Here is a 20,783-nt window from a genome sequence, read left to right on the forward strand (position 1 = left end):
GCGACCCGCCTCAGGCGATGTCGGCGACGAAAACCCCGATCCGGCGCAGCTGCATGCGCGCCAATCCGGGCAGCCCCTCGCCATCGGAGCCGGCGGGCAGGATCCGCGGGTTGATGAGGTGCAGCGTGCGGTTGCGGCTCAACTCCACGTCCGCCTGCCCGGCGGCGAGCACGTTCTTCACCCAGTCCGTCTTGCCGTGGCCCAGCGCGATCGCGAGCGTGTTGCCTTTGCGATACGTGGTCACGATGGTCTCGTAGGGCTTGCCAGAGGTGCGGCCGCGATGCTTGATCGTCGCCGTTCCGGGCAGATACCGCACGATCGGCTTGACCGCGGGGTTGAAGTACTTGATCTGAAAGCGCTCGAGCCAGGGCGGGAAGATCATCGGGACGCCGGGGGCGTTGTTGGGGTGCTCCTTGGCGGACATCGCGGCTCCCTGGGTTGGCTCGTCTGTTCAGCGCGGGGTATGGCCTCTCAACCGGCACACTACCGGTCGGATATTGATTTGAGTTCCTCTGGGACAATGGACACCGTGAGCACCACCCGACCGTCGCCGATGGCCCGTATCGACCTGCGGGGCGCGGAATTGACGGCTGCCCGGTTGCGGGCGGCGCTGCCGCGCGGCGGCGCCGACGTGGAGTCGGTGCTGCCCCAGGTGCGGCCGATTGTGCAGGCCGTCGCCGAGCGTGGCGCCGAAGCCGCGCTGGAGTTCGGGGCCTCCTTCGACGGGGTCCGGCCCCCGGCCGTGCGGGTGCCCGCGGAGGCGTTCGCGACGGCCCTGGCCGAACTGGACGCCGGGGTCGCCGACGCCCTGTGCGTAATGATCGAACGCACCCGCGCGGTGCACGCCGACCAGCGCCGTACCGACGTCACGACCGCCCTGGGTCCGGGCGCGACGGTCACCGAACGGTGGGTCCCGGTCGAGCGGGTGGGGCTGTACGTGCCCGGCGGCAACGCGGTGTATCCGTCCAGCGTGGTGATGAACGTGGTGCCGGCGCAGGCCGCCGGTGTCGCCTCGCTGGTGGTGGCCAGCCCGCCGCAGGCCCAGTTTGGGGGCCTGCCGCACCCGACGATCCTGGCCGCGGCCCGGCTGCTGGGCGTCGACGAGGTGTGGGCCGTCGGCGGTGCGCAGGCGGTGGCGTTGCTGGCCTACGGCGGCACCGACCTCGACGGTGCGGAGCTGGCGCCCGTCGACATGATCACCGGGCCCGGCAACATCTACGTCACCGCCGCCAAGCGGCTGTGTCGTTCGCGGGTGGGCATCGACGCCGAGGCCGGACCGACGGAGATCGCGATCCTGGCCGACCACACCGCCGACCCCGGGCACGTGGCCGCCGATTTGATCAGCCAGGCCGAACACGACGAGATGGCCGGCAGCGTGCTGGTGACCCCCAGCGAAGACCTGGCCGCCGCCACCGACAAGGAACTGGCCGCCCAGTTGCAGACCACCGTGCACCGCGAACGGGTGACGGCCGCGCTGGGTGGACGCCAGTCGGCGATCATCCTGGTCGACGACGTGGACGCCGGCGTCAAGGTCGTCAACGCCTACGCCGCCGAACACCTGGAGATCCAGACCGTCGACGCGGCGGGGGTGGCCGGGCGGATACGCGCGGCGGGAGCCATTTTCGTCGGCCCGTACTCGCCGGTGAGCCTCGGTGACTACTGCGCCGGCTCCAATCACGTGCTGCCGACCGCGGGCTGCGCCCGGCATTCCAGCGGCCTGTCCGTGCAGACCTTCCTGCGCGGCATCCACGTCGTCGACTACACCGAGGCGGCGCTCAAAGACGTGTCCGGGCACGTGATCACGCTCGCCGAGGCCGAGGACCTGCCGGCGCACGGCGAGGCGGTACGGCGGAGGTTCGAGCGATGACCGGACCCGGCCAACCCCAGAAAACCCAGCCCACGCTCGACGACCTGCCGCTGCGCGACGACCTGCGCGGCAAATCCCCTTATGGCGCACCGCAATTGGCGGTCCCGGTGCGGCTGAACACCAACGAGAACCCGCACCCGCCCAGCAAGGCGCTGGTGGACGACGTGGTGCGCTCGGTCGGGGAGGCCGCCGTCGACCTGCACCGCTATCCCGACCGCGACGCGGTCGCCCTGCGGACCGACCTGGCCGAGTATTTGAGCGCCCAGACCGGGGTCCGGCTCGGAGTCGAAAACCTTTGGGCGGCAAACGGTTCCAACGAGATTCTGCAGCAACTGCTACAGGCGTTCGGCGGCCCGGGGCGCACGGCGATCGGGTTCGTTCCGTCCTACTCGATGCACCCGATCATCTCCGATGGCACCCGCACCGAATGGTTGCAGGCCGCCCGGGCCGACGACTTCAGCCTGGACGTCGAGGCCGCGGTGGCCGCCGTCACCGACCGCCGGCCCGATGTGGTGTTCGTCGCCAGCCCGAACAACCCGTCCGGGCAGAGTGTTTCGCTGCCGGAGCTGCGGCGGCTGCTCGACGTGGTGCCGGGCATCCTGATCGTCGACGAGGCCTACGGCGAATTCTCGTCGGAGCCCAGCGCGGTGGAGTTGGTTCAGGAGTATCCGACCAAGCTCATCGTCTCGCGCACGATGAGCAAGGCGTTCGCCTTCGCGGGCGGCCGGCTCGGTTATCTGATCGCCACGCCGGCGGTGATCGACGCGATGCTGCTGGTGCGGCTGCCGTATCACCTGTCGTCGGTCACCCAAGCCGCGGCGCGGGCCGCGTTGCGGCACGCCGACGACACGTTGGGCAGCGTCGCGGCGCTGATCGCCGAACGCGGGCGCGTCTCAACAGAGTTGACGCGCCTGGGTTTCCGGGTGATTCCCAGCGACGCCAACTTCGTGCTGTTCGGGGAGTTCGCCGACGCACCGGCAACCTGGCAGCGCTATCTGGATGCCGGCGTCCTGATCCGCGACGTCGGAATCCCCGGCTACCTGCGGGCCACCACCGGACTGGCCCAGGAGAACGACGCCTTCCTGCGGGCCAGCGCCCAGCTCGCCGCCACCGAACTGGCCCCCGTCAACGTAGGAGCGCCATGACCACCACCCAAGCTGGAAAAGCCTCCCGCCGTGCGCGCATCGAGCGCCGCACCAAGGAGTCCGACATCGTCATCGAACTCGACCTCGACGGCACCGGCCAGGTCGACGTCGACACCGGGGTGCCGTTCTACGACCACATGCTGACGGCGCTGGGCAGTCACGCCAGCTTCGACCTGACCGTGCGCACCAAGGGCGACGTCGAGATCGAGGGCCATCACACCATCGAGGACACCGCCATCGCCCTGGGGCAGGCGCTCGGGCAGGCCCTGGGCGACAAGAGGGGCATCCGCCGGTTCGGCGACGCCTTCATCCCGATGGACGAGACGCTGGCCCACGCGGCGGTCGACGTGTCCGGCCGGCCCTACTGTGTGCACAGCGGAGAGCCGGATCACCTGCAGCACACCACCATCGCCGGCAATTCGGTGCCCTACCACACCGTCATCAACCGGCATGTGTTCGAGTCGCTGGCGATGAACGCGCGCATCGCGCTGCACGTCCGCGTCCTGTATGGCCGCGACCCGCACCACATCACCGAGGCGCAATACAAGGCGGTCGCCCGCGCGTTGCGCCAGGCGGTCGAGCCCGATCCCCGGGTGTCGGGCGTGCCGTCCACCAAAGGTGTTCTGTGACAAAGAAATCGGTTGTTGTCCTCGATTACGGCTCGGGCAACCTGCGGTCGGCTCAACGCGCGCTCGAACGGGTCGGTGCGTCGGTCGAGGTGACCGCGGACGCCGACGCCGCGGCCGCCGCCGACGGACTGGTGGTGCCCGGCGTCGGCGCCTACCAGGCCTGTATGACGGGGCTGCGCACGATCAACGGGGACCGCATCATCGGCGACCGGGTCGCCGCCGGGCGTCCCGTGCTGGGCGTGTGCGTCGGGATGCAGATCCTGTTCGCCCGCGGCGTCGAATTCAGCGTGGAAACCGAAGGATGCGGGCAGTGGCCGGGATACGTGACGCGGCTGCAGGCGCCGGTGATCCCGCACATGGGTTGGAACGTCGTCAATGCCGGGCCCGGCAGCCTCCTGTTCAAGGGGCTCGACGCGGACACCCGGTTTTACTTCGTGCATTCCTACGCCGCGCAGCAGTGGGACGGTTCGCCCGAGGCGGTGCTGACCTGGGCCACCCACGAGGGGCCGTTCTTGGCCGCGGTCGAGGAGGGGCCGTTGTCGGCCACCCAGTTTCACCCGGAGAAAAGCGGTGATGCCGGCGCGGCCGTGTTGAGCAATTGGGTCCAGGGATTGTGACGGGCCACGCGAAAGCGCTTTGTGCCACGCAACAGCCGAGGGTGTGCGTAATCCGTTGCAGCCTCGGCACACAGGAGGGAATGTGTTGATCTTGTTGCCCGCGGTCGACGTGGTCGACGGCCGTGCCGTGCGCCTGGTGCAGGGCAAGGCGGGCAGTGAAACCGAATACGGCTCGGCGCTGGACGCCGCGCTGACCTGGCAACGCGACGGCGCCGAATGGATCCATCTGGTCGATTTGGACGCCGCGTTCGGGCGCGGCTCCAACCGCGAACTGCTGGCCGAGGTGGTCGGCAAGCTCGACGTCCAGGTGGAACTGTCCGGCGGGATCCGCGACGACGACTCGCTGGCGGTGGCTCTGGCCACCGGATGCGCCCGGGTGAACCTGGGCACGGCGGCCCTGGAAAATCCGGAGTGGTGTGCCCGGGCAATCGGCGAGCACGGTGACAAGGTCGCCGTGGGGCTCGACGTCCAGATCGACAAAACCCACCCGGCCCCCACACACCGGCTGCGGGGGCGCGGCTGGGAGACCGACGGCGGCGACCTGTGGGAGGTGCTGGAACGCCTTGACAGCGAAGGGTGTTCGCGGTTCGTGGTCACCGACGTCACCAAGGACGGCACGTTGGGCGGCCCCAATCTGGAGTTATTGGCGGCCGTCGCCGACCGCACCGACGTCCCGGTGATCGCGTCGGGCGGGGTGTCCAGCCTGGACGACCTGCGCGCGATCGCCACCCTCACCGGCTGCGGCGTCGAGGGCGCCATCGTCGGCAAGGCCCTCTACGCCGGGCGATTCACGCTGCCGCAGGCGCTGGCCGCGGTCGGAGAGTAACAGCGGCATGGACGTGGAAGCGTTGGTCGAGACGGCATCGGCAATCCTCGACGACGCCACGGGACCGTTCCTTGCCGGTCACCGCGCGGACTCCGCGGTTCGCAAGAAGGGCAACGACTTTGCCACCGACGTAGACCTCGCGATCGAGCGGCAGGTGGTCGCCGCGTTGGTCGAAGCCACCGGAATCGGCGTCCACGGCGAGGAATTCGGCGGCTCGGCGGTCGACTCACCCTGGGTGTGGGTACTCGATCCCATCGACGGCACCTTCAACTACGCGGCCGGATCACCGATGGCGGGGATCCTGCTGGGCCTGCTGAATCACGGCGACCCGGTCGCCGGATTGACCTGGTTGCCGTTCATGGACCAGCGCTACACCGCGGTGGCGGGCGGCCCGTTGCGGAAAAACGGCGTCTCGCGGCCGCCACTTGCGTCGATCGATCTGGCCGACGCCCTCGTCGGCGCGGGATCGTTCAGCGCGGATGCCCGGGGCCGGTTCCCGGGGCGCTACCGGATCGCGGTGTTGGAGAACCTCAGCCGGTTCTCGTCGCGGTTGCGCATGCATGGATCCACCGGCCTCGACCTCGCCTACGTCGCCGACGGAGTCCTCGGTGCGGCAATCAGTTTCGGCGGCCACGTGTGGGACCACGCCGCAGGGGTCGCGTTGGTGCGGGCCGCGGGTGGTGTGGTCACCGACTTGGCCGGCGAGCCGTGGAATCCCGCGTCGGATTCCGTGCTGGCGGCCGGCCGCGGCGCGCACGCCGAGATCCTGGACCTTCTGCGCAGCACCGGCCGACCGGAGGACTACTGACATGCACGCGAACCACAGCGGCCTCGCGGTGCGAGTGATTCCGTGCCTGGACGTCGACGGCGGGCGGGTGGTCAAGGGGGTCAACTTTGAAAACCTCCGGGACGCAGGCGATCCCGTGGAGCTCGCGGCCGCCTATGACGCCGAGGGCGCCGACGAGCTCACGTTTCTCGACGTGACCGCCTCCTCATCGGGAAGGACCACCATGCTTGACGTGGTGCGGCGCACGGCCGAGCAGGTCTTCATCCCGCTGACCGTCGGCGGCGGGGTGCGCACCGTGGCCGACGTCGACGTGTTGCTGCGCGCCGGAGCCGACAAGGTCTCGATCAACACCGCCGCGATCGGCCGGCCCGAGCTGCTGGCCGAGATGGCACGGCAGTTCGGCTCCCAATGCATCGTGTTGTCCGTCGATGCCCGCACGGTTCCCCCGGGTTCGGTGCCCACCCCGTCGGGCTGGGAGGTCACCACGCACGGCGGGCGCCGCGGCACCGGGCTCGATGCCGTCGAATGGGCTTCTCGCGGAGCCGATTTGGGGGTGGGGGAGATCCTGCTGAACTCCATGGACGCCGACGGCACCAAGGCGGGGTTCGACCTGGAGATGCTGCAGGCGGTGCGCTCGGCGGTCACCGTGCCGGTCATCGCCAGCGGCGGCGCCGGGGCGGCCGAGCACTTCGCGCCCGCGATCGCGGCCGGTGCCGATGCCGTGTTGGCGGCCAGCGTTTTCCATTTCCGGGAGCTGACCATCGGGCAGGTGAAGGCCGCCATGGCCAAGGCGGGAATCGCGGTGAGGATGGCCCGATGACGCTGGATCCGAAGATCGCCGCGCGCCTGAAGCGCAACGCCGACGGCCTGATCGCGGCCGTCGTGCAGGAGCGCGGCAGTGGCGACGTGCTGATGGTGGCCTGGATGGACGACGCGGCCCTGGCCCGCACGCTGGAAACCCGTGAGGCGACGTACTATTCGCGGTCGCGTGGCGAACAGTGGGTGAAGGGTGCGACCTCCGGCCACACCCAATACGTCCACTCGGTGCGGTTGGACTGCGACGGGGACACCGTGCTGGTGACGGTCGACCAGGTCGGCGGCGCCTGCCACACCGGCGACCACAGCTGCTTCGACGCCGACGCACTGTTGCAACCGGAGCGTTAGCCGGCGAAGCGGGCGTGTCCAGGGTCACTGCCGCGGGCAGGGGCGCATGACTTCGACAAGAATGGCAGGCAATGTCGAAATGGTTGTCCCGGGACGCCTTGTCCTGGAACGTGGTTGTTCCGGTGCTTGCCGTCGTCGTGCTGGCATTGATCTGGGGCGACAAGCTGGGACCGGTACTGGTCGCGGTGGTCGGGCTGTTTCTCGTCGGCGCGGTGCTCGCCGCGGTGCATCACGCGGAGGTGGTCGCACACCGGGTCGGCGAGCCGTTCGGGTCGCTGATCCTCGCGGCCGCGGTCACCATCATCGAAGTGGCCCTCATCGTCGCGCTGATGACCTCCGGCGGCAACGAGGCCGCGACGCTGGCCAGGGACACCGCGTTCGCCGCGCTGATGATCACCACCAACGGGATCGCCGGTTTGTCGCTGCTGCTCGGCTCGCGGCGCTACGGCGTGACACTGTTCAACGCCGAAGGCGCCGGGGCCGTGCTGGCCACAATCACCACGGTGGCCACGTTGAGCCTGGTCCTGCCCGCCTTCACCACCGGCCACCCGGGCAGGGAGTTCACCTCCAGCCAGCTCGCCTTCGCCGCGATCGCCACGCTCCTGGTGTACCTGCTGTTCGTGTTCACCCAGACCGTTCGGCACCGAGACTTCTTCCTGCCGATCGCGCAGCGGGGCCAAAAGAGCCTGCTCGAGGACGAAAGCCACGCGGAGCCCCCCAGCACCCGCGCCGCGCTGACCAGCCTGGTGTTGCTGCTCGGCGCGCTGGTGGCGGTGGTGGGCCTGGCCAAGGAGGAATCACCGGCCGTCGAGTCGGCGGTTCTGGCCGTGGGCTTCCCGCAGTCGTTCGTCGGTGTGGTCATCGCGTCGCTGGTGCTGCTGCCGGAGACACTCGCCGCGGCGCGGGCGGCGCGCAACGGCCGCATCCAGACCAGCCTGAATTTGGCGTACGGCTCGGCGATGGCCAGCATCGGGCTCACCATCCCGGTGATCGCGCTGGCATCGGTCTGGCTCGAGGGGCCGCTGGTGCTCGGCCTCGACGCCATCCAGCTGGTGTTGCTCGCGCTGACCGTCGTGATCAGCGTGCTGACCGTGGTGCCCGGGCGGGCCACCCGCCTGCAGGGCGAGGTGCATCTGGTGCTGCTGGCCGCCTACGTATTCCTCGCGATCAGCCCCTGAGGATCGGCTAGGACCGGGCGCGCAGTGTTGCCAGCGCCTTGTCCGCGTGGGTGTCCATGCTGAATTCGCTGGAGATCACCTCGAGCACCGTGCGGTCGGTGTCGATGACGAACGTGGTGCGCTTGACCGGCATCAGCTTGCCCAGCAGGCCGCGCTTGACGCCGAACTGCGCGGCGACGGTGCCGTCGGCGTCCGACAGCAGCGGGTAGTCGAACTTCTGCATGTCGGCGAACTTGGCCTGCTTGTGCACCGGATCGGTGCTGATCCCCACCCGGTTGGCCCCGGCCGCGGCGAATTCGGAGGCCAGATCGCGGAAGTGGCACGCTTCCTTGGTGCAGCCGGGCGTCATCGCCGCCGGGTAGAAGAACAGGACGACGGGTCCGCCGGACAGCAGTTCGCTGAGCGTGCGCGGCGTTCCTGTCTGATCGGGCAGTTCGAAGTCGGCGACGGTCTCACCAGGTTTCATGGCGGACACGCTACGCCCGATGCCCGGCGGGCCGCCCGCTCGCGGGTGTAACGGCACGGCGAATTTCGGCGCGGGAAAGCGCCGCCACGTTACGCTCGCGGACCGCCCGCGCGCGTCTGGGAGGATGGGTCGGTGCACGCCCACCCCGCCGCGACGACCTCCCGAGAGGATTTCCGCCAGCTGGCCGCCGAGCACCGGGTGGTCCCGGTGACCCGCAAGGTGCTGGCCGACAGTGAGACGCCGCTTTCGGCCTATCGCAAACTCGCCGCCAACCGCCCGGGCACGTTCCTGCTGGAGTCAGCCGAGCACGGGCGTTCTTGGTCGCGGTGGTCGTTCATCGGCGCGGGGGCGCCCTCGGCGCTGACCGTGCGTGACGGCGAGGCCGTCTGGCTGGGCGTGGTGCCGCACGACGCGCCGACCGGAGGCGACCCGCTGGGGGCGTTGCGGGCCACCCTGGACCTGCTGGCCACCGGGCCGCTGACGGGGCTGCCGCCACTGTCGGGCGGCATGGTCGGTTTCTTCGCCTACGACCTGGTGCGGCGCCTGGAACGGCTGCCCGAACTGGCCGTCGACGACCTGGGCCTGCCGGACATGCTGTTGCTGCTGGCCACCGATGTGGCGGCGGTGGACCACCACGAGGGCACCATCACGCTGATCGCCAACGCCGTGAACTGGAACGGGACCGACGAGCGGGTCGACGAGGCCTACGACGACGCGGTCGCCCGGTTGGACGTGATGACCGCGGCGCTGGGCCAGCCGCTGTCGTCGACCGTCGCGACGTTCGACCGGCCGAAGCCGCGCTACCGCGCGCAGCGCAGCGTCGAGGAATACGGGAAGATCGTCGACTACCTCGTCGAGCAGATCGCCGCGGGTGAAGCCTTTCAGGTGGTGCCCTCGCAGCGATTCGAAATGGACACCGACGTCGATCCGATCGACGTGTACCGGATGCTGCGGGTGACCAACCCGAGCCCCTACATGTATCTGCTGCACGTGCCGAATAGCACTGGGGGAACGGACTTTTCGATCGTCGGATCCAGTCCGGAAGCGTTGGTCACCGTCGCCGACGGCGTCGCCACCACCCATCCGATCGCCGGCACGCGCTGGCGCGGGGACACCGACGAAGAGGATCAGCTGCTGGAAAAGGAGCTGTTGGCCGACGAGAAGGAACGCGCCGAGCACCTGATGCTGGTCGACCTGGGCCGCAACGACCTCGGCCGGGTGTGCACGCCGGGCACCGTCCGCGTCGAGGACTACAGCCACATCGAACGCTATAGCCACGTCATGCACCTGGTGTCGACGGTCACCGGCCTGCTCGACGAGGGCCGGACCGCCCTGGACGCGGTGACGGCCTGCTTCCCGGCCGGCACGCTGTCGGGCGCGCCGAAGGTGCGGGCGATGGAGCTGATCGAGGAGGTGGAGAAGACGCGCCGCGGCCTGTACGGAGGCGTGGTCGGCTACCTGGATTTCGCCGGCAACGCCGACTTCGCGATCGCCATCCGCACCGCCCTGATGCGCGACGGCGCCGCCTACGTGCAGTCCGGCGGCGGGGTCGTGGCGGACTCCAACGGCCCCTACGAGTACACCGAGGCGACCAACAAGGCGCGCGCGGTGCTCAGCGCGATCGCCGCCGCCGAGACCCTGACCGGACCGGGTGCGAGCCGCGATGACTGAGCCCCGCGCGGAGCGGCGCCGGCTGAACAGCCGGTGGTTGATCCGGATCGCCCAGGTGACGCTGGTGGTTGCCGCGGGCACACTGTGGGTGGCCTCGCGGCTGCCCTGGGTCGTGATCCGGTCGTTCGACGGGCTGGGGCCGCCCAAGGAAGTGACCTTGTCCGGCGGGGCGTGGTCGACGGCGCTGCTGCCGTTGGCGATGCTGCTGCTGGCCGCGGCGGTTGCCGCCATCGCGGTGCGGGGTTGGCTGCTGCGCGCGCTGGCGGGACTGCTGGCGCTGGCCAGCCTGGCGGTCGGCTACCTGGGCATCAGTCTGTGGGCGCTGCCCGACGTCGCGGTCCGCGGCGCCGAGCTGGCGCACGTCTCGGTGATGGCGCTGGTCGGTAGCGAGCGGCGGTACTGGGGCGCCGGGATCACGGTGGCGGGCGCGGCGTGCGCCCTGGTCGCCGCGGTTTTGCTGATGCGATCCGCGTCGGACTCGGGGTCGACCCGGTCCAGCGCAATGAAGTACACGACGCCGGCGACGCGCCGCTCGATTGCGCGACGCAAAGACGCCGACGGGGCGATGCTGGAGAAGCCGGAGACGCCGGAAATGTCGGAGCGGATGATCTGGGATGCGCTTGACGAGGGCCGCGACCCGACCGATCGGTCGAGCGAGTCTGACACCGAGGGTCGGTGACGGGACGCGAGCCGCGGGCCGCTACCCTTCATTCACGTCGTCGCAATCGGCTGGGGACAACCGAGTGGCCGTCCGATGACAGCGGGGCGACAGGGCGAAGGGAAACGACAGGCATGAGTCCGGCAACCGTGCTTGACTCCATCCTCGAAGGAGTCCGGGCCGACGTTGCCGCGCGCGAAGCGCTCATCAGTCTGTCTGAGATCAAGGCCGCCGCGGCTGCCGCGCCACCGCCACGCGACGTGATGGCCGCCTTGCGCGAGCCCGGAATCGGCGTCATCGCCGAGGTCAAACGCGCCAGCCCGTCGGCGGGTTCGCTGGCGACCATTGCCGATCCGGCCAAACTGGCCAGGGCGTACGAAGACGGCGGCGCGCGCATCATCAGCGTCTTGACCGAGGAGCGCCGCTTTCACGGTTCGCTCGACGACCTCGACGCGGTCCGGGCGGCGGTCTCGATACCGATTTTGCGCAAAGACTTTGTCGTGCAGCCCTATCAGATCCACGAAGCGCGTGCGCACGGCGCCGACATGTTGCTGCTCATCGTCGCGGCGTTGGAGCAGTCGGCGTTGGTGTCGATGCTGGACCGCACCGAATCGCTGGGTATGACGGCACTTGTCGAGGTGCACACTGAAGAGGAAGCCGACCGGGCGCTCAAGGCCGGGGCCAACGTAATCGGCGTCAACGCCCGCGATCTGGCCACGCTGGCGGTGGACCGGGATTGCTTCGCTCGCATCGCTCCGGGGCTGCCCAGCAACGTGATCAGGATTGCCGAATCCGGTGTGCGCGGTACCGGAGACCTGCTGGCGTACGCCGGTGCGGGCGCCGACGCCGTGTTGGTCGGCGAAGGTCTGGTCAAAAGTGGTGACCCGCGCGCCGCGGTCGCCGACCTGGTGACCGCGGGCACCCATCCGTCCTGTCCGAAACCGGCTCGCTAGTCGCTGCGTCACTGAAGAGCCCCTGCGCTGTAACGTTGAACCCCATGAGCCATCCCCGCGTAGAGCCTTGGTGATGGTGGGCGTCTCCCCCCAGTCCCGCCCGGACCTTCCGCTTCCGAGCGCAGCCATCGCCGAACCCACCCGTCACGAACCCGATGCGGGTGGCCATTTCGGCGTGTACGGCGGCCGCTACGTCGCCGAGGCGCTGATGGCCGTGATCGAAGAGGTCACCGCGGCTTACGAGAAGGAGCGCGTCAACCAGGACTTCCTGGACACCCTGGATTATCTGCAGGCGCAGTACGCCGGCCGGCCGTCACCGCTGTATGAGGCGCCGCGGTTGTCCGATCAGGCCGGCGCGCGGATCTTCCTCAAGCGAGAAGACCTGAACCACACCGGTTCTCACAAGATCAACAACGTCCTCGGTCAGGCCCTGCTGGCTCAGCGCATGGGCAAGAAGCGGGTGATCGCCGAGACCGGAGCCGGCCAGCACGGCGTGGCGACCGCCACCGCGTGCGCCCTGCTCGGCCTGGACTGTGTGATCTACATGGGCGCCGTGGACACGGAGCGCCAGGCGCTCAACGTGGCGCGGATGCGGTTGCTGGGAGCCACCGTCGTCTCGGTCCAGAGCGGTTCGAAGACGCTCAAGGATGCCATCAACGAAGCGTTCCGGGATTGGGTTACCAACGCCGACAACACCTTCTACTGCTTCGGCACCGCGGCCGGGCCGCATCCGTTTCCCGCCATGGTGCGCGATTTTCAGCGCATCATCGGCCTCGAGGCGCGCGCCCAGATCCAGGCCCAGGCGGGCCGGCTGCCCGACGCGGTGGTGGCCTGCATCGGCGGCGGATCCAACGCCATCGGAATCTTTCACCCCTTCATCGACGATCCCGGCGTGCGGCTGATCGGATTCGAGGCGGCCGGCGACGGCGTCGAAACCGGAAGGCACGCCGCGACCTTCAGCGGCGGGTCCCCCGGGGCGTTTCAGGGATCGTTCTCGTACCTGCTGCAGGACGAGGACGGTCAGACCATCGAATCCCATTCCATCTCAGCGGGTCTCGACTACCCTGGGGTGGGTCCGGAACACGCGTACCTGCGCGAAACCGGGCGTGCCGAGTACCGTCCGATCACCGACGCCGAGGCGATGGACGCGTTTCGCATCCTGTGCCGCACCGAAGGGATCATCCCGGCCATCGAATCCGCGCACGCGGTGGCCGGGGCCCTGAAGCTGGCCCCCGAAGTGGGTGAGGCGGCGATCATCGTGGTGAACCTGTCCGGGCGCGGGGACAAGGATGTCGAAACGGCCGCGCAGTGGTTCGGGCTGTTGGGATCCAGCGACCGATGACCGTCAAGCAGAGCGAAGCGAGCAGGCTCGGGCCGGTCTTCGATGTGTGCCGTCAAGACGGTCGCGCGGCGCTGATCGGTTATCTGCCGACCGGTTACCCGGACGTGCGGACGTCGGTGGACGGGATGATCGCACTGGTCGAATCGGGTTGCGACATCGTCGAAGTCGGGGTGCCGTATTCGGATCCCGGCATGGACGGCCCGACCATCGCCAAGGCCACCGAGGCCGCGCTGCACGGGGGAGTGCGCGTCCGCGACACCCTGGCCGCGGTCGAGGCGATCAGCGCCGCCGGCGGCCACGCCGTGGTGATGACCTATTGGAACCCCGTGCTGCGCTACGGGATTGACGCCTTCGCCCGCGACCTGGCATCGGCTGGCGGATACGGCCTGATCACTCCCGATCTCATCCCCGACGAAGCCGGGCAGTGGCTGGCGGCATCCGAGGAGCATCGGTTGGACCGGATATTTCTGGTGGCGCCGTCTTCGACGCCGCAGCGCTTGGCGATGACGGTCGAAGCGTCCCGCGGATTCGTCTACGCCGCGTCGACGATGGGCGTCACGGGAGCGCGCGACGTGGTGTCGCATGCCGCGCCCGAGTTGGTGGGCAGGGTCAAGGAGATATCCGATATCGCCGTCGGGGTCGGGTTGGGAGTGCGGTCGCGAGAGCAAGCCGCCCAGATCGGCGGCTACGCCGACGGTGTCATTGTCGGTTCCGCGCTGGTGTCGGCGCTGGGAGACGGGGGTTTGACCGCATTGCGCGCACTGACTGAGGATCTCGCCGCCGGTGTTCGTCAACGGGCGGCCGCGTCGTGACGAAGTTGCTCGCCTACTTTCCGAGTCCGTCGCAGGGCGTATGGCACCTGGGGCCGCTGCCGATCCGGGCCTACGCGCTGTTCATCATCGCCGGCATTGTGGCCGCCCTGCTGATCGGCGACCGGCGCTGGGAGGCGCGCGGCGGTGAGCGCGGCGTCATCTACGACATCGCGCTGTGGACCGTGCCGTTCGGGTTGATCGGTGGCCGGCTCTATCACCTGGCCACCGATTGGCGAACCTATTGGGGCCCGGGCGGAGCCGGGCTCGGGGCGGCGGTGCGGATCTGGGACGGCGGCTTGGGCATCTGGGGCGCGGTGGCGCTCGGTGCCGTCGGCGCGTGGATCGGGTGCCGCCGACACGGGATTCCGCTGCCGGCCTTCGCCGACGCGATCGCCCCGGGAATCATTCTGGCGCAGGCCATCGGTCGGCTCGGTAACTACTTCAACCAGGAGCTTTACGGCCGCGAGACCACGCTGCCGTGGGGCCTGGAGATCTTCTACCGCCGGGACCCCTCGGGATACATCGACCCGCATTCGCTGGACGGCATCTCGACGGGGCAGATCGCACTCGTCGTGCAACCGACATTTCTTTACGAATTGATCTGGAACGTCCTCATTTTCGTCGCTTTGATCTATGCGGACCGACGATTCACGCTGGGCCACGGTCGGCTGTTCGCGCTCTATGTGGCCGGCTATTGCGTCGGGCGCTTCTGCGTGGAGCTGCTGCGCGACGACACCGCAACCCTCATCGCCGGTATCCGGATCAATTCGTTCACATCGACTTTCGTGTTCATCGGAGCCGTGGTGTACCTCATGGCGGCGCCCAGAGGCCGCGAAGATCCCGAGAGCCTGCGCGGGAACCAATACGTTGACGAGGAATCCGCGGAACTGGAGCCGGCGACCGTTGCCGCGGCGACGGCCGCGGCGGATTCGGCGGGTGCCGTGGGTGCCGCTGACGACGATGGGCCGGCCGAATCGGCGGTGGGAACCGCCGAAGTCCCCGAAGAACCGGAAGCCGTAAGGCGGGAGACCGAAGAACCGGACGCCGAGGAGTCTGAGGCCGAAGAGGTGGAGCTCGGTGAGCCGGAGGCCGAGGCGGAAGTTGAAGAGCCGCAGGCGGATGAGCGCGAAGCCGAGGCAGAATCTGATGAGCCGGAGGCCGAGGCGGTCGCTGACGTGGCTGAGGCCGAGGAGTCTGAGGCCGAAGAGGTGGAGCTCGGCGAGCCGGAGGCCGAGGCGGAAGTTGAAGAGCCGCAGGCGGATGAGCGCGAAGCCGAGGCAGAATCTGATGAGCCGGAGGCCGAGGCGGTCGCTGACGTGGCTGAGGCCGAGGAGTCTGAGACCGAGGAGGTGGAGCTCGGCGAGCCGGAGGCTGAGGCGGAAGTTGAAGAGCCGCAAGCGGAACCTGACGAGGCGACAGACGAGGAACCGGAAAGCGCAGGGTCCGCAACGGAACCTCGCATCGACGAAAAGATTCCGGATCAACCGGAGACCCGGCGGCGGTGGGGCTCGCGACTGCGGAACCGACTGTCGGGCCGCTAATCACCGATGCCCGGATTTCAGGCGGGGGGCGGGATGAATGGCATGCTGGATGACTGTGACCAACGCAGGATCAGTCGTCCGATGACGCCACCTGATCCCCCCGTGCATGGCCTGCGTCGTCATCTCGGCTACGTCGGGGCCGGGACCGGCCTCGCGCTGGGCGGCGCGCTCGGCTACGTCGGACTGGCCGACCCGCATGATCCCGCGTCGATCTATCCGCTGTGTCCGTTCAAGTGGCTCACCGGCTGGAATTGCCCGTTTTGCGGCGGACTGCGGATGACGTATGACGTCGTGCACGGTGACCTGGCGGCCGCCATCCATGACAACGTCTTTGTGCTGATCGGAATCCCGATGCTGGCCGCGTGGTTGCTCGTACGTCGCGCACGGGGCAAGTCACCCGTGTCGGGGCCGGCGGTGGTGACGCTCGTGGTCACGACGATCGCGTGGACGGTTCTGCGTAACTTGCCCGCCTTCCCGTTGATTCCGACCGTTCTTGGTGGGTAAAAGCACACTGCGCGGCGCCCTAATGTGCGGGCCGCGGGGGTTACACACGACTATGCTGGGTCGGCGTGAGTAGACGCGGGAAGATCGTCTGCACCCTTGGGCCTGCGACCAATTCGGACGAGTTGATCTTGGCGCTGGTTGAGGCAGGAATGGACGTCGCCCGGTTGAACTTCAGCCACGGTGATTACTCGGATCACAAAGCCGCCTACGAACGGGTCAGGGTCGCCTCCGACGCCACCGGGCGCGCCGTCGGCGTGCTCGCCGATTTGCAGGGCCCCAAGATCAGGCTGGGGCGCTTCGCCACCGGCCCCACCTACTGGGCCGAGGGTGAAACGGTCCGGATCACCGTGGCCGACTGCGAGGGCAGCCACGACCGGGTCTCGACCACCTACAAGAGACTGGCCGCGGACGCTGCCGTCGGTGACCGGGTTCTGGTCGACGACGGCAAGGTCTGTCTGGTGGTCGACCGCATCGAGGGCGACGATGTCATCTGCACCGTCGTCGAGGGCGGCCCCGTCAGCAACAACAAGGGCATCTCGCTGCCGGGCATGAACGTGTCCGCACCGGCCTTGTCGGAGAAGGACATCGAGGACCTCACCTTCGCGCTGGACCTCGGTGTCGACCTGGTGGCGCTGTCCTTCGTGCGTTCGCCGGCCGATGTCGAATTGGTGCACGAGGTGATGGACCGGGTCGGCCGACGGGTTCCGGTGATTGCCAAGCTGGAAAAGCCCGAAGCCGTCGACAATCTGGAAGCGATCGTGCTGGCCTTCGACGCCATCATGGTGGCCCGCGGCGACCTGGGCGTCGAGCTGCCCCTGGAAGAGGTTCCGCTGGTGCAGAAGCGGGCCATCCAGATGGCGCGGGAGAACGCGAAACCGGTCATCGTGGCCACCCAGATGCTCGATTCCATGATCGAGAACTCACGGCCGACCCGCGCGGAGGCCTCCGACGTCGCCAACGCCGTCCTCGACGGTGCCGACGCGGTGATGCTGTCCGGGGAGACCTCGGTGGGCAAGTATCCGCTGGCGGCTGTGCGGACCATGTCGCGCATCATCTGCGCGGTCGAGGACAATTCCACCGCCGCCCCGCCCCTGACGCACGTGCCACGCACCAAACGCGGCGTGATCTCGTACGCCGCCCGCGACATCGGCGAGCGGCTCGACGCCAAGGCGCTGGTCGCCTTCACCCAGTCCGGCGACACGGTCAAGCGGCTCGCGCGCCTGCACACCCCGCTGCCGCTGCTGGCCTTTACCGCCTGGCCCGAGGTGCGCAGCCAGCTGGCCATGACGTGGGGGACCGAGACGTTCATCGTGGCGATGATGACCTCCACCGACGGCATGATCCGCCAGGTCGACAAGTCGCTGCTGGAACTCGGTCGCTACAAGCGTGGCGACCTGGTGGTCATCGTCGCCGGCGCGCCACCTGGCACAGTAGGGTCGACCAACCTGATCCATGTGCACCGAATCGGGGAGGACGACGTCTAGCCCGACGACGATGCGGTCCGGCACGCGGACCGAGGAGAACTCGGGCGATTCGATCCAGCCCGACGACGATGCGGTCCGGCACGCGGACCGAGGAGGAGTTGGGCAATTCGACCTAGCCAGCCCAGAGGAGAGCCTGTGCCAGCCGGCAATGAGCCGAACACCACGTCTGACTTCGCGGAGCTGCTGGCGACACTCGACCTTCACCGGGTTTCCGATGATCTGTTCATCGGCTCGCATCCCAGCAAGAACCCGATGCGCACGTTCGGTGGCCAGCTGATGTCGCAGTCGTTCGTCGCGAGCAGCCGCAGCCTGGTTCGCGACGACCTGCCGCCGAGCGCGCTATCGGTGCATTTCATCAACGGCGGCGACACCGGCAAGGACATCGAATACCGCGTGACCCGGCTGCGCGATGAGCGGCGGTTCGCCAACCGCCGCGTCGACGCCATGCAAGACGGCACATTGCTGTGCTCGGCGATGATCTCCTACATGGCCGGAGGCCGCGGGCTCGAGCACAGTGTCGATCCGCCGCAGGTGGCCGAACCGCACACGCAGCCCTCGATCAGCGAGCTGTTGCGCGGCTACGAAGAGACCGTCCCGCACTTCGTGAACGCCCTGCAGCCGATCGAATGGCGCTATACCAACGACCCGGCGTGGGTGATGCGGACGAAAGGGGAACGCCTGCCCCACAACCGGGTCTGGGTCAAGGCATTGGGTGAGGTTCCCGAGGACCCGGTATTGCACACGGCGACAATGGTGTATTCCTCCGACACCACGGTGTTGGACTCGGTCATCACCACGCACGGTCTTTCCTGGGGATTCGACCGCATTTTCGCCGCGTCGGCCAACCATTCCATTTGGTTTCACCGGCAGGTCAACTTCAACGACTGGGTGTTGTACTCGACGTCGTCGCCGGTCGCGGCCGATTCGCGGGGCCTGGGCACCGGGCATTTTTTCGACCGGTCCGGGCAGCCGCTCGCCACGGTGGTGCAAGAGGGCGTACTGAAGTACTTTCCGCCTTCTCGCCGGTAAACCGTTACGCAATAGCTGCAGGATATCCGCCGGAATCTCTGCCGGTCGGACCCTGATCGAGCGTAACTTTGACGTAACCGTGGTATTCGGTGCAGAGGCGGCAGAAACGCCGCCCAGCTGTTGTCAGCGCATCGGGAGGTGAGTGTGAACGGGCCGGTGGTGGACGTCGCAGCGCGACCTCGCGCGCGCGAACGTGTTGTCGTTTCGGCCGATTCACTGGCGGTCCGCTTGATCGGCGCCCTTGCGCTGCTGTGTGCGGCGTGCTGGTTCATCGAGATACTCGCCCGTCACCACAGCCAACCGAACTGGCAGTTCGCCGATCGGTTGGCCTGGTCGTTGACGGTTCTGGTTGCGGTGGCTTGGATCGCGCGCGGCGTCTTCCTGGGTCGCCCGGTGACGACGATGCACGCCATCGCGGCCGCGTTTTTCCTGCTGGCGGGCTTGGGCCTGCATGTCTTGTCGTTCGATGTGGTCGGTGACGTCGTGATCGCCAGCTCGGGCATGGTGTTGATGTGGCCGATGCCCTCGCACCCGCGGCCCGCCGACCTGCCGCGTGTGTGGAAATTGATCAATGTGACCAGCGATGACGCGTTGGCGCCGTTCACCATGCAGACCGGCAAGAGCTACCACTTCACCGCCGACGGCGCCGCGGCGCTGGCCTACCGGACGCGGATGGGAATCGCCGTGGTCAGCGGCGACCCCATCGGCGACGAGGAGCGCTTCCCGGAACTGGTGGCCGATTTCGCCGCCACCTGTCATGCCCACGGATGGCGGATCGCGGTGGTGGGGTGCGGCGAGCGGCGACTCAAACTGTGGAACGACTCGGCGATATTGGGACAATCGTTGCGCGCCATACCAATTGGGCGCGACGTGGTCGTCGACGTGTGCGGTTTCGACATGGTGGGCCGTAAATTCCGCAACCTGCGTCAGGCGGTGAAGCGCACCCACAACTGCGGTGTCACAACGGAAATCGTGGCAGAGCAGGAACTCGGCGACACGCTGGTCGCGGAGCTGGCCGAGGTGGTGCGGGAATCGTCCAAAGGGGCGCACGCCGACCGCGGATTCCACATGAATCTCGACGGCGTGCTGGAAGGCCGTTTCCCCGGAATACAACTGATCATCGCCAGGGACGCCGCGGGCACCGTGCAGGCATTTCACCGGTACGCCACCGCCGGCGGCGGCAGCGACATCACCCTCGACGTTCCGTGGCGGCGCCGCGGTGCCCCCAACGGGCTCGACGAGCGGCTCAGCGTCGACATGGTCATGGCAGGCAAAGACACTGGGGCACAACGGGTATCACTCGCATTCGCGGCGTTTCCCGAAATTTTCGACGACAAGAACCGCGGCTGGACCCAGCGCGTCTTCTACCGGCTGATCCACATCCTCGACCCGCTGATCGCGCTGGAGTCGCTGTACCGGTACGTGCGCAAGTGGCATGCCCTCGACGCGCGGCGCTACGCGCTGATCTCCATGACGCAGATCGTGCCGCTGCTGTTTGTGCTGCTGTCGCTGGAGTTCATGCCTCGCCGGCGACACCTCTGAACCTGCCGCCGACGGTGCGGGACTGCCCTGATTGGCGTGTCGAAAAGTGGCGGGGGGTCGATGCCGGTGATGTGTTGATTCGACGAGTTAGCTTTTCCAGCGGCTGCCCAGTTACTAGACAGAACATTCCCACCCTTACTCGCTACCGTTGACGAGTAGACCCTGGTTGGCTTTCGTACATGCGTGGTCAAATGATCGAGCACCATCCGGTCGCCCCTCCGAATGAAGCGGTAACTACGGGAAAGGGGAATCGTCATGGGTGACACATTTCGCGACCCCATCGATCATGCGAGGACAACAAGGGCACACGCGGGCGAGTCGCTCATCGACGTGATGGGCTGGCCGGGATACCTGTTCATGTTCGCGGGCGTGATCGCCATCTTTCGGTGTCTCGTCGCTCTCGGCACGGGCCACGAGGGTCGGAGCCTGATCAGCGGCGGGATAGCGATCGCGGCGGTCACGGTCGGGCTGGTATGGCTCAAGGTCGAACACCGGCGGGTCCGCAAGCTCGAGAACCGCTGGTATGACGAGCACCCCGAAGCCTTTCGCCAGCGCCCAGCCAGCTGAC

General features: G+C 68.2%; 22 protein-coding genes. 20 read left to right on the forward strand and 2 right to left on the reverse strand.

Features of this window, described 5'->3' with window-relative positions; translation table 11 throughout:
- Window positions 1-10: 10 nt before the first annotated feature.
- Window positions 11-424: a nitroreductase family deazaflavin-dependent oxidoreductase gene (locus tag A5775_RS23130; RefSeq protein ID WP_067257753.1), complete on the reverse strand. Its 414-nt coding sequence runs from the start codon at window positions 422-424 to the stop codon at window positions 11-13.
- A gap of 96 nt (window positions 425-520) precedes the next feature.
- On the opposite strand from A5775_RS23130, the gene hisD reads away from it, so the two are divergent.
- The 9 genes from hisD (at window position 521) to A5775_RS23175 (ending at window position 8,213) form a co-directional block, all read left to right on the forward strand.
- Window positions 521-1,867: a histidinol dehydrogenase gene (gene hisD / locus A5775_RS23135; protein ID WP_067257756.1), complete on the forward strand. Its 1,347-nt coding sequence runs from the start codon at window positions 521-523 to the stop codon at window positions 1,865-1,867.
- Window positions 1,864-3,012, forward strand: coding sequence for a histidinol-phosphate transaminase (locus tag A5775_RS23140; RefSeq protein ID WP_067257759.1), 1,149 nt, complete (start codon window positions 1,864-1,866; stop codon window positions 3,010-3,012). The genes hisD and A5775_RS23140 overlap by 4 nt, the downstream gene beginning before the upstream one ends.
- The gene (hisB, locus tag A5775_RS23145; protein WP_067257762.1) at window positions 3,009-3,641 is read left to right on the forward strand and encodes an imidazoleglycerol-phosphate dehydratase HisB; all 633 of its coding nucleotides are present in this window, start codon (window positions 3,009-3,011) and stop codon (window positions 3,639-3,641) included. The genes A5775_RS23140 and hisB overlap by 4 nt, the downstream gene beginning before the upstream one ends.
- On the forward strand, window positions 3,638-4,258 hold the full coding sequence (gene hisH / locus A5775_RS23150) for an imidazole glycerol phosphate synthase subunit HisH (RefSeq protein WP_067257765.1): 621 nt from the start codon (window positions 3,638-3,640) through the stop codon (window positions 4,256-4,258). The genes hisB and hisH overlap by 4 nt, the downstream gene beginning before the upstream one ends.
- An 82-nt stretch (window positions 4,259-4,340) precedes the next feature.
- Entirely contained in the window at window positions 4,341-5,084 is a 744-nt protein-coding gene (priA, locus tag A5775_RS23155) for a bifunctional 1-(5-phosphoribosyl)-5-((5-phosphoribosylamino)methylideneamino)imidazole-4-carboxamide isomerase/phosphoribosylanthranilate isomerase PriA (protein ID WP_067257769.1), read from the forward strand.
- Between the two features lie 7 nt (window positions 5,085-5,091).
- The gene (locus tag A5775_RS23160; RefSeq protein ID WP_067257772.1) at window positions 5,092-5,892 is read left to right on the forward strand and encodes an inositol monophosphatase; all 801 of its coding nucleotides are present in this window, start codon (window positions 5,092-5,094) and stop codon (window positions 5,890-5,892) included.
- A gap of 1 nt (window position 5,893) precedes the next feature.
- Entirely contained in the window at window positions 5,894-6,691 is a 798-nt protein-coding gene (hisF, locus tag A5775_RS23165) for an imidazole glycerol phosphate synthase subunit HisF (RefSeq protein WP_067257775.1), read from the forward strand.
- Complete coding sequence (gene hisI, locus A5775_RS23170) at window positions 6,688-7,035, forward strand: phosphoribosyl-AMP cyclohydrolase (RefSeq protein ID WP_067257778.1); 348 nt, start codon at window positions 6,688-6,690, stop codon at window positions 7,033-7,035. Before hisF ends, hisI begins: the two co-directional genes overlap by 4 nt.
- Window positions 7,036-7,106: 71 nt before the next feature.
- Window positions 7,107-8,213 (forward strand): calcium:proton antiporter, encoded by a 1,107-nt coding sequence (locus A5775_RS23175; protein WP_067257781.1) that lies wholly within the window; start codon window positions 7,107-7,109, stop codon window positions 8,211-8,213.
- Between the two features lie 7 nt (window positions 8,214-8,220).
- Here A5775_RS23175 and A5775_RS23180 read toward each other — a convergent pair whose 3' ends face one another.
- Window positions 8,221-8,679, reverse strand: coding sequence for a peroxiredoxin (locus tag A5775_RS23180; RefSeq protein WP_067257784.1), 459 nt, complete (start codon window positions 8,677-8,679; stop codon window positions 8,221-8,223).
- Window positions 8,680-8,811: 132 nt separating this feature from the next.
- On the opposite strand from A5775_RS23180, the gene A5775_RS23185 reads away from it, so the two are divergent.
- From A5775_RS23185 to usfY, 11 genes are all read left to right on the forward strand, one after another.
- Window positions 8,812-10,350 (forward strand): anthranilate synthase component I, encoded by a 1,539-nt coding sequence (locus A5775_RS23185; RefSeq protein ID WP_067257787.1) that lies wholly within the window; start codon window positions 8,812-8,814, stop codon window positions 10,348-10,350.
- Window positions 10,343-11,029 (forward strand): TIGR02234 family membrane protein, encoded by a 687-nt coding sequence (locus A5775_RS23190; protein WP_067258021.1) that lies wholly within the window; start codon window positions 10,343-10,345, stop codon window positions 11,027-11,029. The genes A5775_RS23185 and A5775_RS23190 overlap by 8 nt, the downstream gene beginning before the upstream one ends.
- A gap of 113 nt (window positions 11,030-11,142) precedes the next feature.
- Window positions 11,143-11,961 carry an indole-3-glycerol phosphate synthase TrpC gene (trpC, locus tag A5775_RS23195; protein WP_067257790.1) on the forward strand — a complete coding sequence of 273 codons (819 nt, stop codon included), beginning with the start codon at window positions 11,143-11,145 and terminating at the stop codon, window positions 11,959-11,961.
- A gap of 73 nt (window positions 11,962-12,034) precedes the next feature.
- Window positions 12,035-13,303 carry a tryptophan synthase subunit beta gene (trpB, locus tag A5775_RS23200; RefSeq protein WP_067257793.1) on the forward strand — a complete coding sequence of 423 codons (1,269 nt, stop codon included), beginning with the start codon at window positions 12,035-12,037 and terminating at the stop codon, window positions 13,301-13,303.
- Complete coding sequence (trpA, locus tag A5775_RS23205; protein ID WP_067257798.1) at window positions 13,300-14,115, forward strand: tryptophan synthase subunit alpha; 816 nt, start codon at window positions 13,300-13,302, stop codon at window positions 14,113-14,115. The genes trpB and trpA overlap by 4 nt, the downstream gene beginning before the upstream one ends.
- Window positions 14,112-15,656 carry a prolipoprotein diacylglyceryl transferase gene (locus tag A5775_RS23210; protein WP_067257802.1) on the forward strand — a complete coding sequence of 515 codons (1,545 nt, stop codon included), beginning with the start codon at window positions 14,112-14,114 and terminating at the stop codon, window positions 15,654-15,656. The genes trpA and A5775_RS23210 overlap by 4 nt, the downstream gene beginning before the upstream one ends.
- A gap of 81 nt (window positions 15,657-15,737) precedes the next feature.
- Window positions 15,738-16,160 carry a DUF2752 domain-containing protein gene (locus A5775_RS23215; RefSeq protein ID WP_067258023.1) on the forward strand — a complete coding sequence of 141 codons (423 nt, stop codon included), beginning with the start codon at window positions 15,738-15,740 and terminating at the stop codon, window positions 16,158-16,160.
- A gap of 65 nt (window positions 16,161-16,225) precedes the next feature.
- Window positions 16,226-17,644 carry a pyruvate kinase gene (gene pyk / locus A5775_RS23220; RefSeq protein WP_067257805.1) on the forward strand — a complete coding sequence of 473 codons (1,419 nt, stop codon included), beginning with the start codon at window positions 16,226-16,228 and terminating at the stop codon, window positions 17,642-17,644.
- Between the two features lie 135 nt (window positions 17,645-17,779).
- Window positions 17,780-18,673: an acyl-CoA thioesterase II gene (locus tag A5775_RS23225; RefSeq protein ID WP_067257808.1), complete on the forward strand. Its 894-nt coding sequence runs from the start codon at window positions 17,780-17,782 to the stop codon at window positions 18,671-18,673.
- A gap of 144 nt (window positions 18,674-18,817) precedes the next feature.
- Window positions 18,818-20,215 (forward strand): bifunctional lysylphosphatidylglycerol flippase/synthetase MprF, encoded by a 1,398-nt coding sequence (locus tag A5775_RS23230; RefSeq protein ID WP_067257811.1) that lies wholly within the window; start codon window positions 18,818-18,820, stop codon window positions 20,213-20,215.
- 255 nt (window positions 20,216-20,470) lie between these two features.
- Complete coding sequence (usfY, locus tag A5775_RS23235) at window positions 20,471-20,782, forward strand: protein UsfY (protein WP_067257815.1); 312 nt, start codon at window positions 20,471-20,473, stop codon at window positions 20,780-20,782.
- The last annotated feature ends 1 nt before the right edge of the window (window position 20,783 follow it).

The organism is Mycobacterium sp. 852002-10029_SCH5224772 (assembly GCF_001667315.1).
Taxonomy (GTDB): domain Bacteria; phylum Actinomycetota; class Actinomycetes; order Mycobacteriales; family Mycobacteriaceae; genus Mycobacterium.

Bases quoted from the DNA above. Each gene is read 5' to 3' on its own strand.
- hisI (WP_067257778.1), top strand. From the start codon at position 6,688: ATGACGCTGGATCCGAAGATCGCCGCGCGCCTGAAGCGCAACGCCGAC.
- A5775_RS23190 (WP_067258021.1), top strand. From the start codon at position 10,343: ATGACTGAGCCCCGCGCGGAGCGGCGCCGGCTGAACAGCCGGTGGTTG.
- usfY (WP_067257815.1), top strand. From the start codon at position 20,471: ATGGGTGACACATTTCGCGACCCCATCGATCATGCGAGGACAACAAGG.
- trpA (WP_067257798.1), top strand. From the start codon at position 13,300: ATGACCGTCAAGCAGAGCGAAGCGAGCAGGCTCGGGCCGGTCTTCGAT.
- A5775_RS23130 (WP_067257753.1), bottom strand. From the start codon at position 424: ATGTCCGCCAAGGAGCACCCCAACAACGCCCCCGGCGTCCCGATGATC.
- trpC (WP_067257790.1), top strand. From the start codon at position 11,143: ATGAGTCCGGCAACCGTGCTTGACTCCATCCTCGAAGGAGTCCGGGCC.
- A5775_RS23175 (WP_067257781.1), top strand. From the start codon at position 7,107: ATGTCGAAATGGTTGTCCCGGGACGCCTTGTCCTGGAACGTGGTTGTT.
- A5775_RS23140 (WP_067257759.1), top strand. From the start codon at position 1,864: ATGACCGGACCCGGCCAACCCCAGAAAACCCAGCCCACGCTCGACGAC.
- hisB (WP_067257762.1), top strand. From the start codon at position 3,009: ATGACCACCACCCAAGCTGGAAAAGCCTCCCGCCGTGCGCGCATCGAG.
- A5775_RS23160 (WP_067257772.1), top strand. From the start codon at position 5,092: ATGGACGTGGAAGCGTTGGTCGAGACGGCATCGGCAATCCTCGACGAC.
- A5775_RS23180 (WP_067257784.1), bottom strand. From the start codon at position 8,679: ATGAAACCTGGTGAGACCGTCGCCGACTTCGAACTGCCCGATCAGACA.
- hisF (WP_067257775.1), top strand. From the start codon at position 5,894: ATGCACGCGAACCACAGCGGCCTCGCGGTGCGAGTGATTCCGTGCCTG.
- trpB (WP_067257793.1), top strand. From the start codon at position 12,035: ATGGTGGGCGTCTCCCCCCAGTCCCGCCCGGACCTTCCGCTTCCGAGC.
- hisD (WP_067257756.1), top strand. From the start codon at position 521: ATGGACACCGTGAGCACCACCCGACCGTCGCCGATGGCCCGTATCGAC.
- A5775_RS23215 (WP_067258023.1), top strand. From the start codon at position 15,738: ATGACGCCACCTGATCCCCCCGTGCATGGCCTGCGTCGTCATCTCGGC.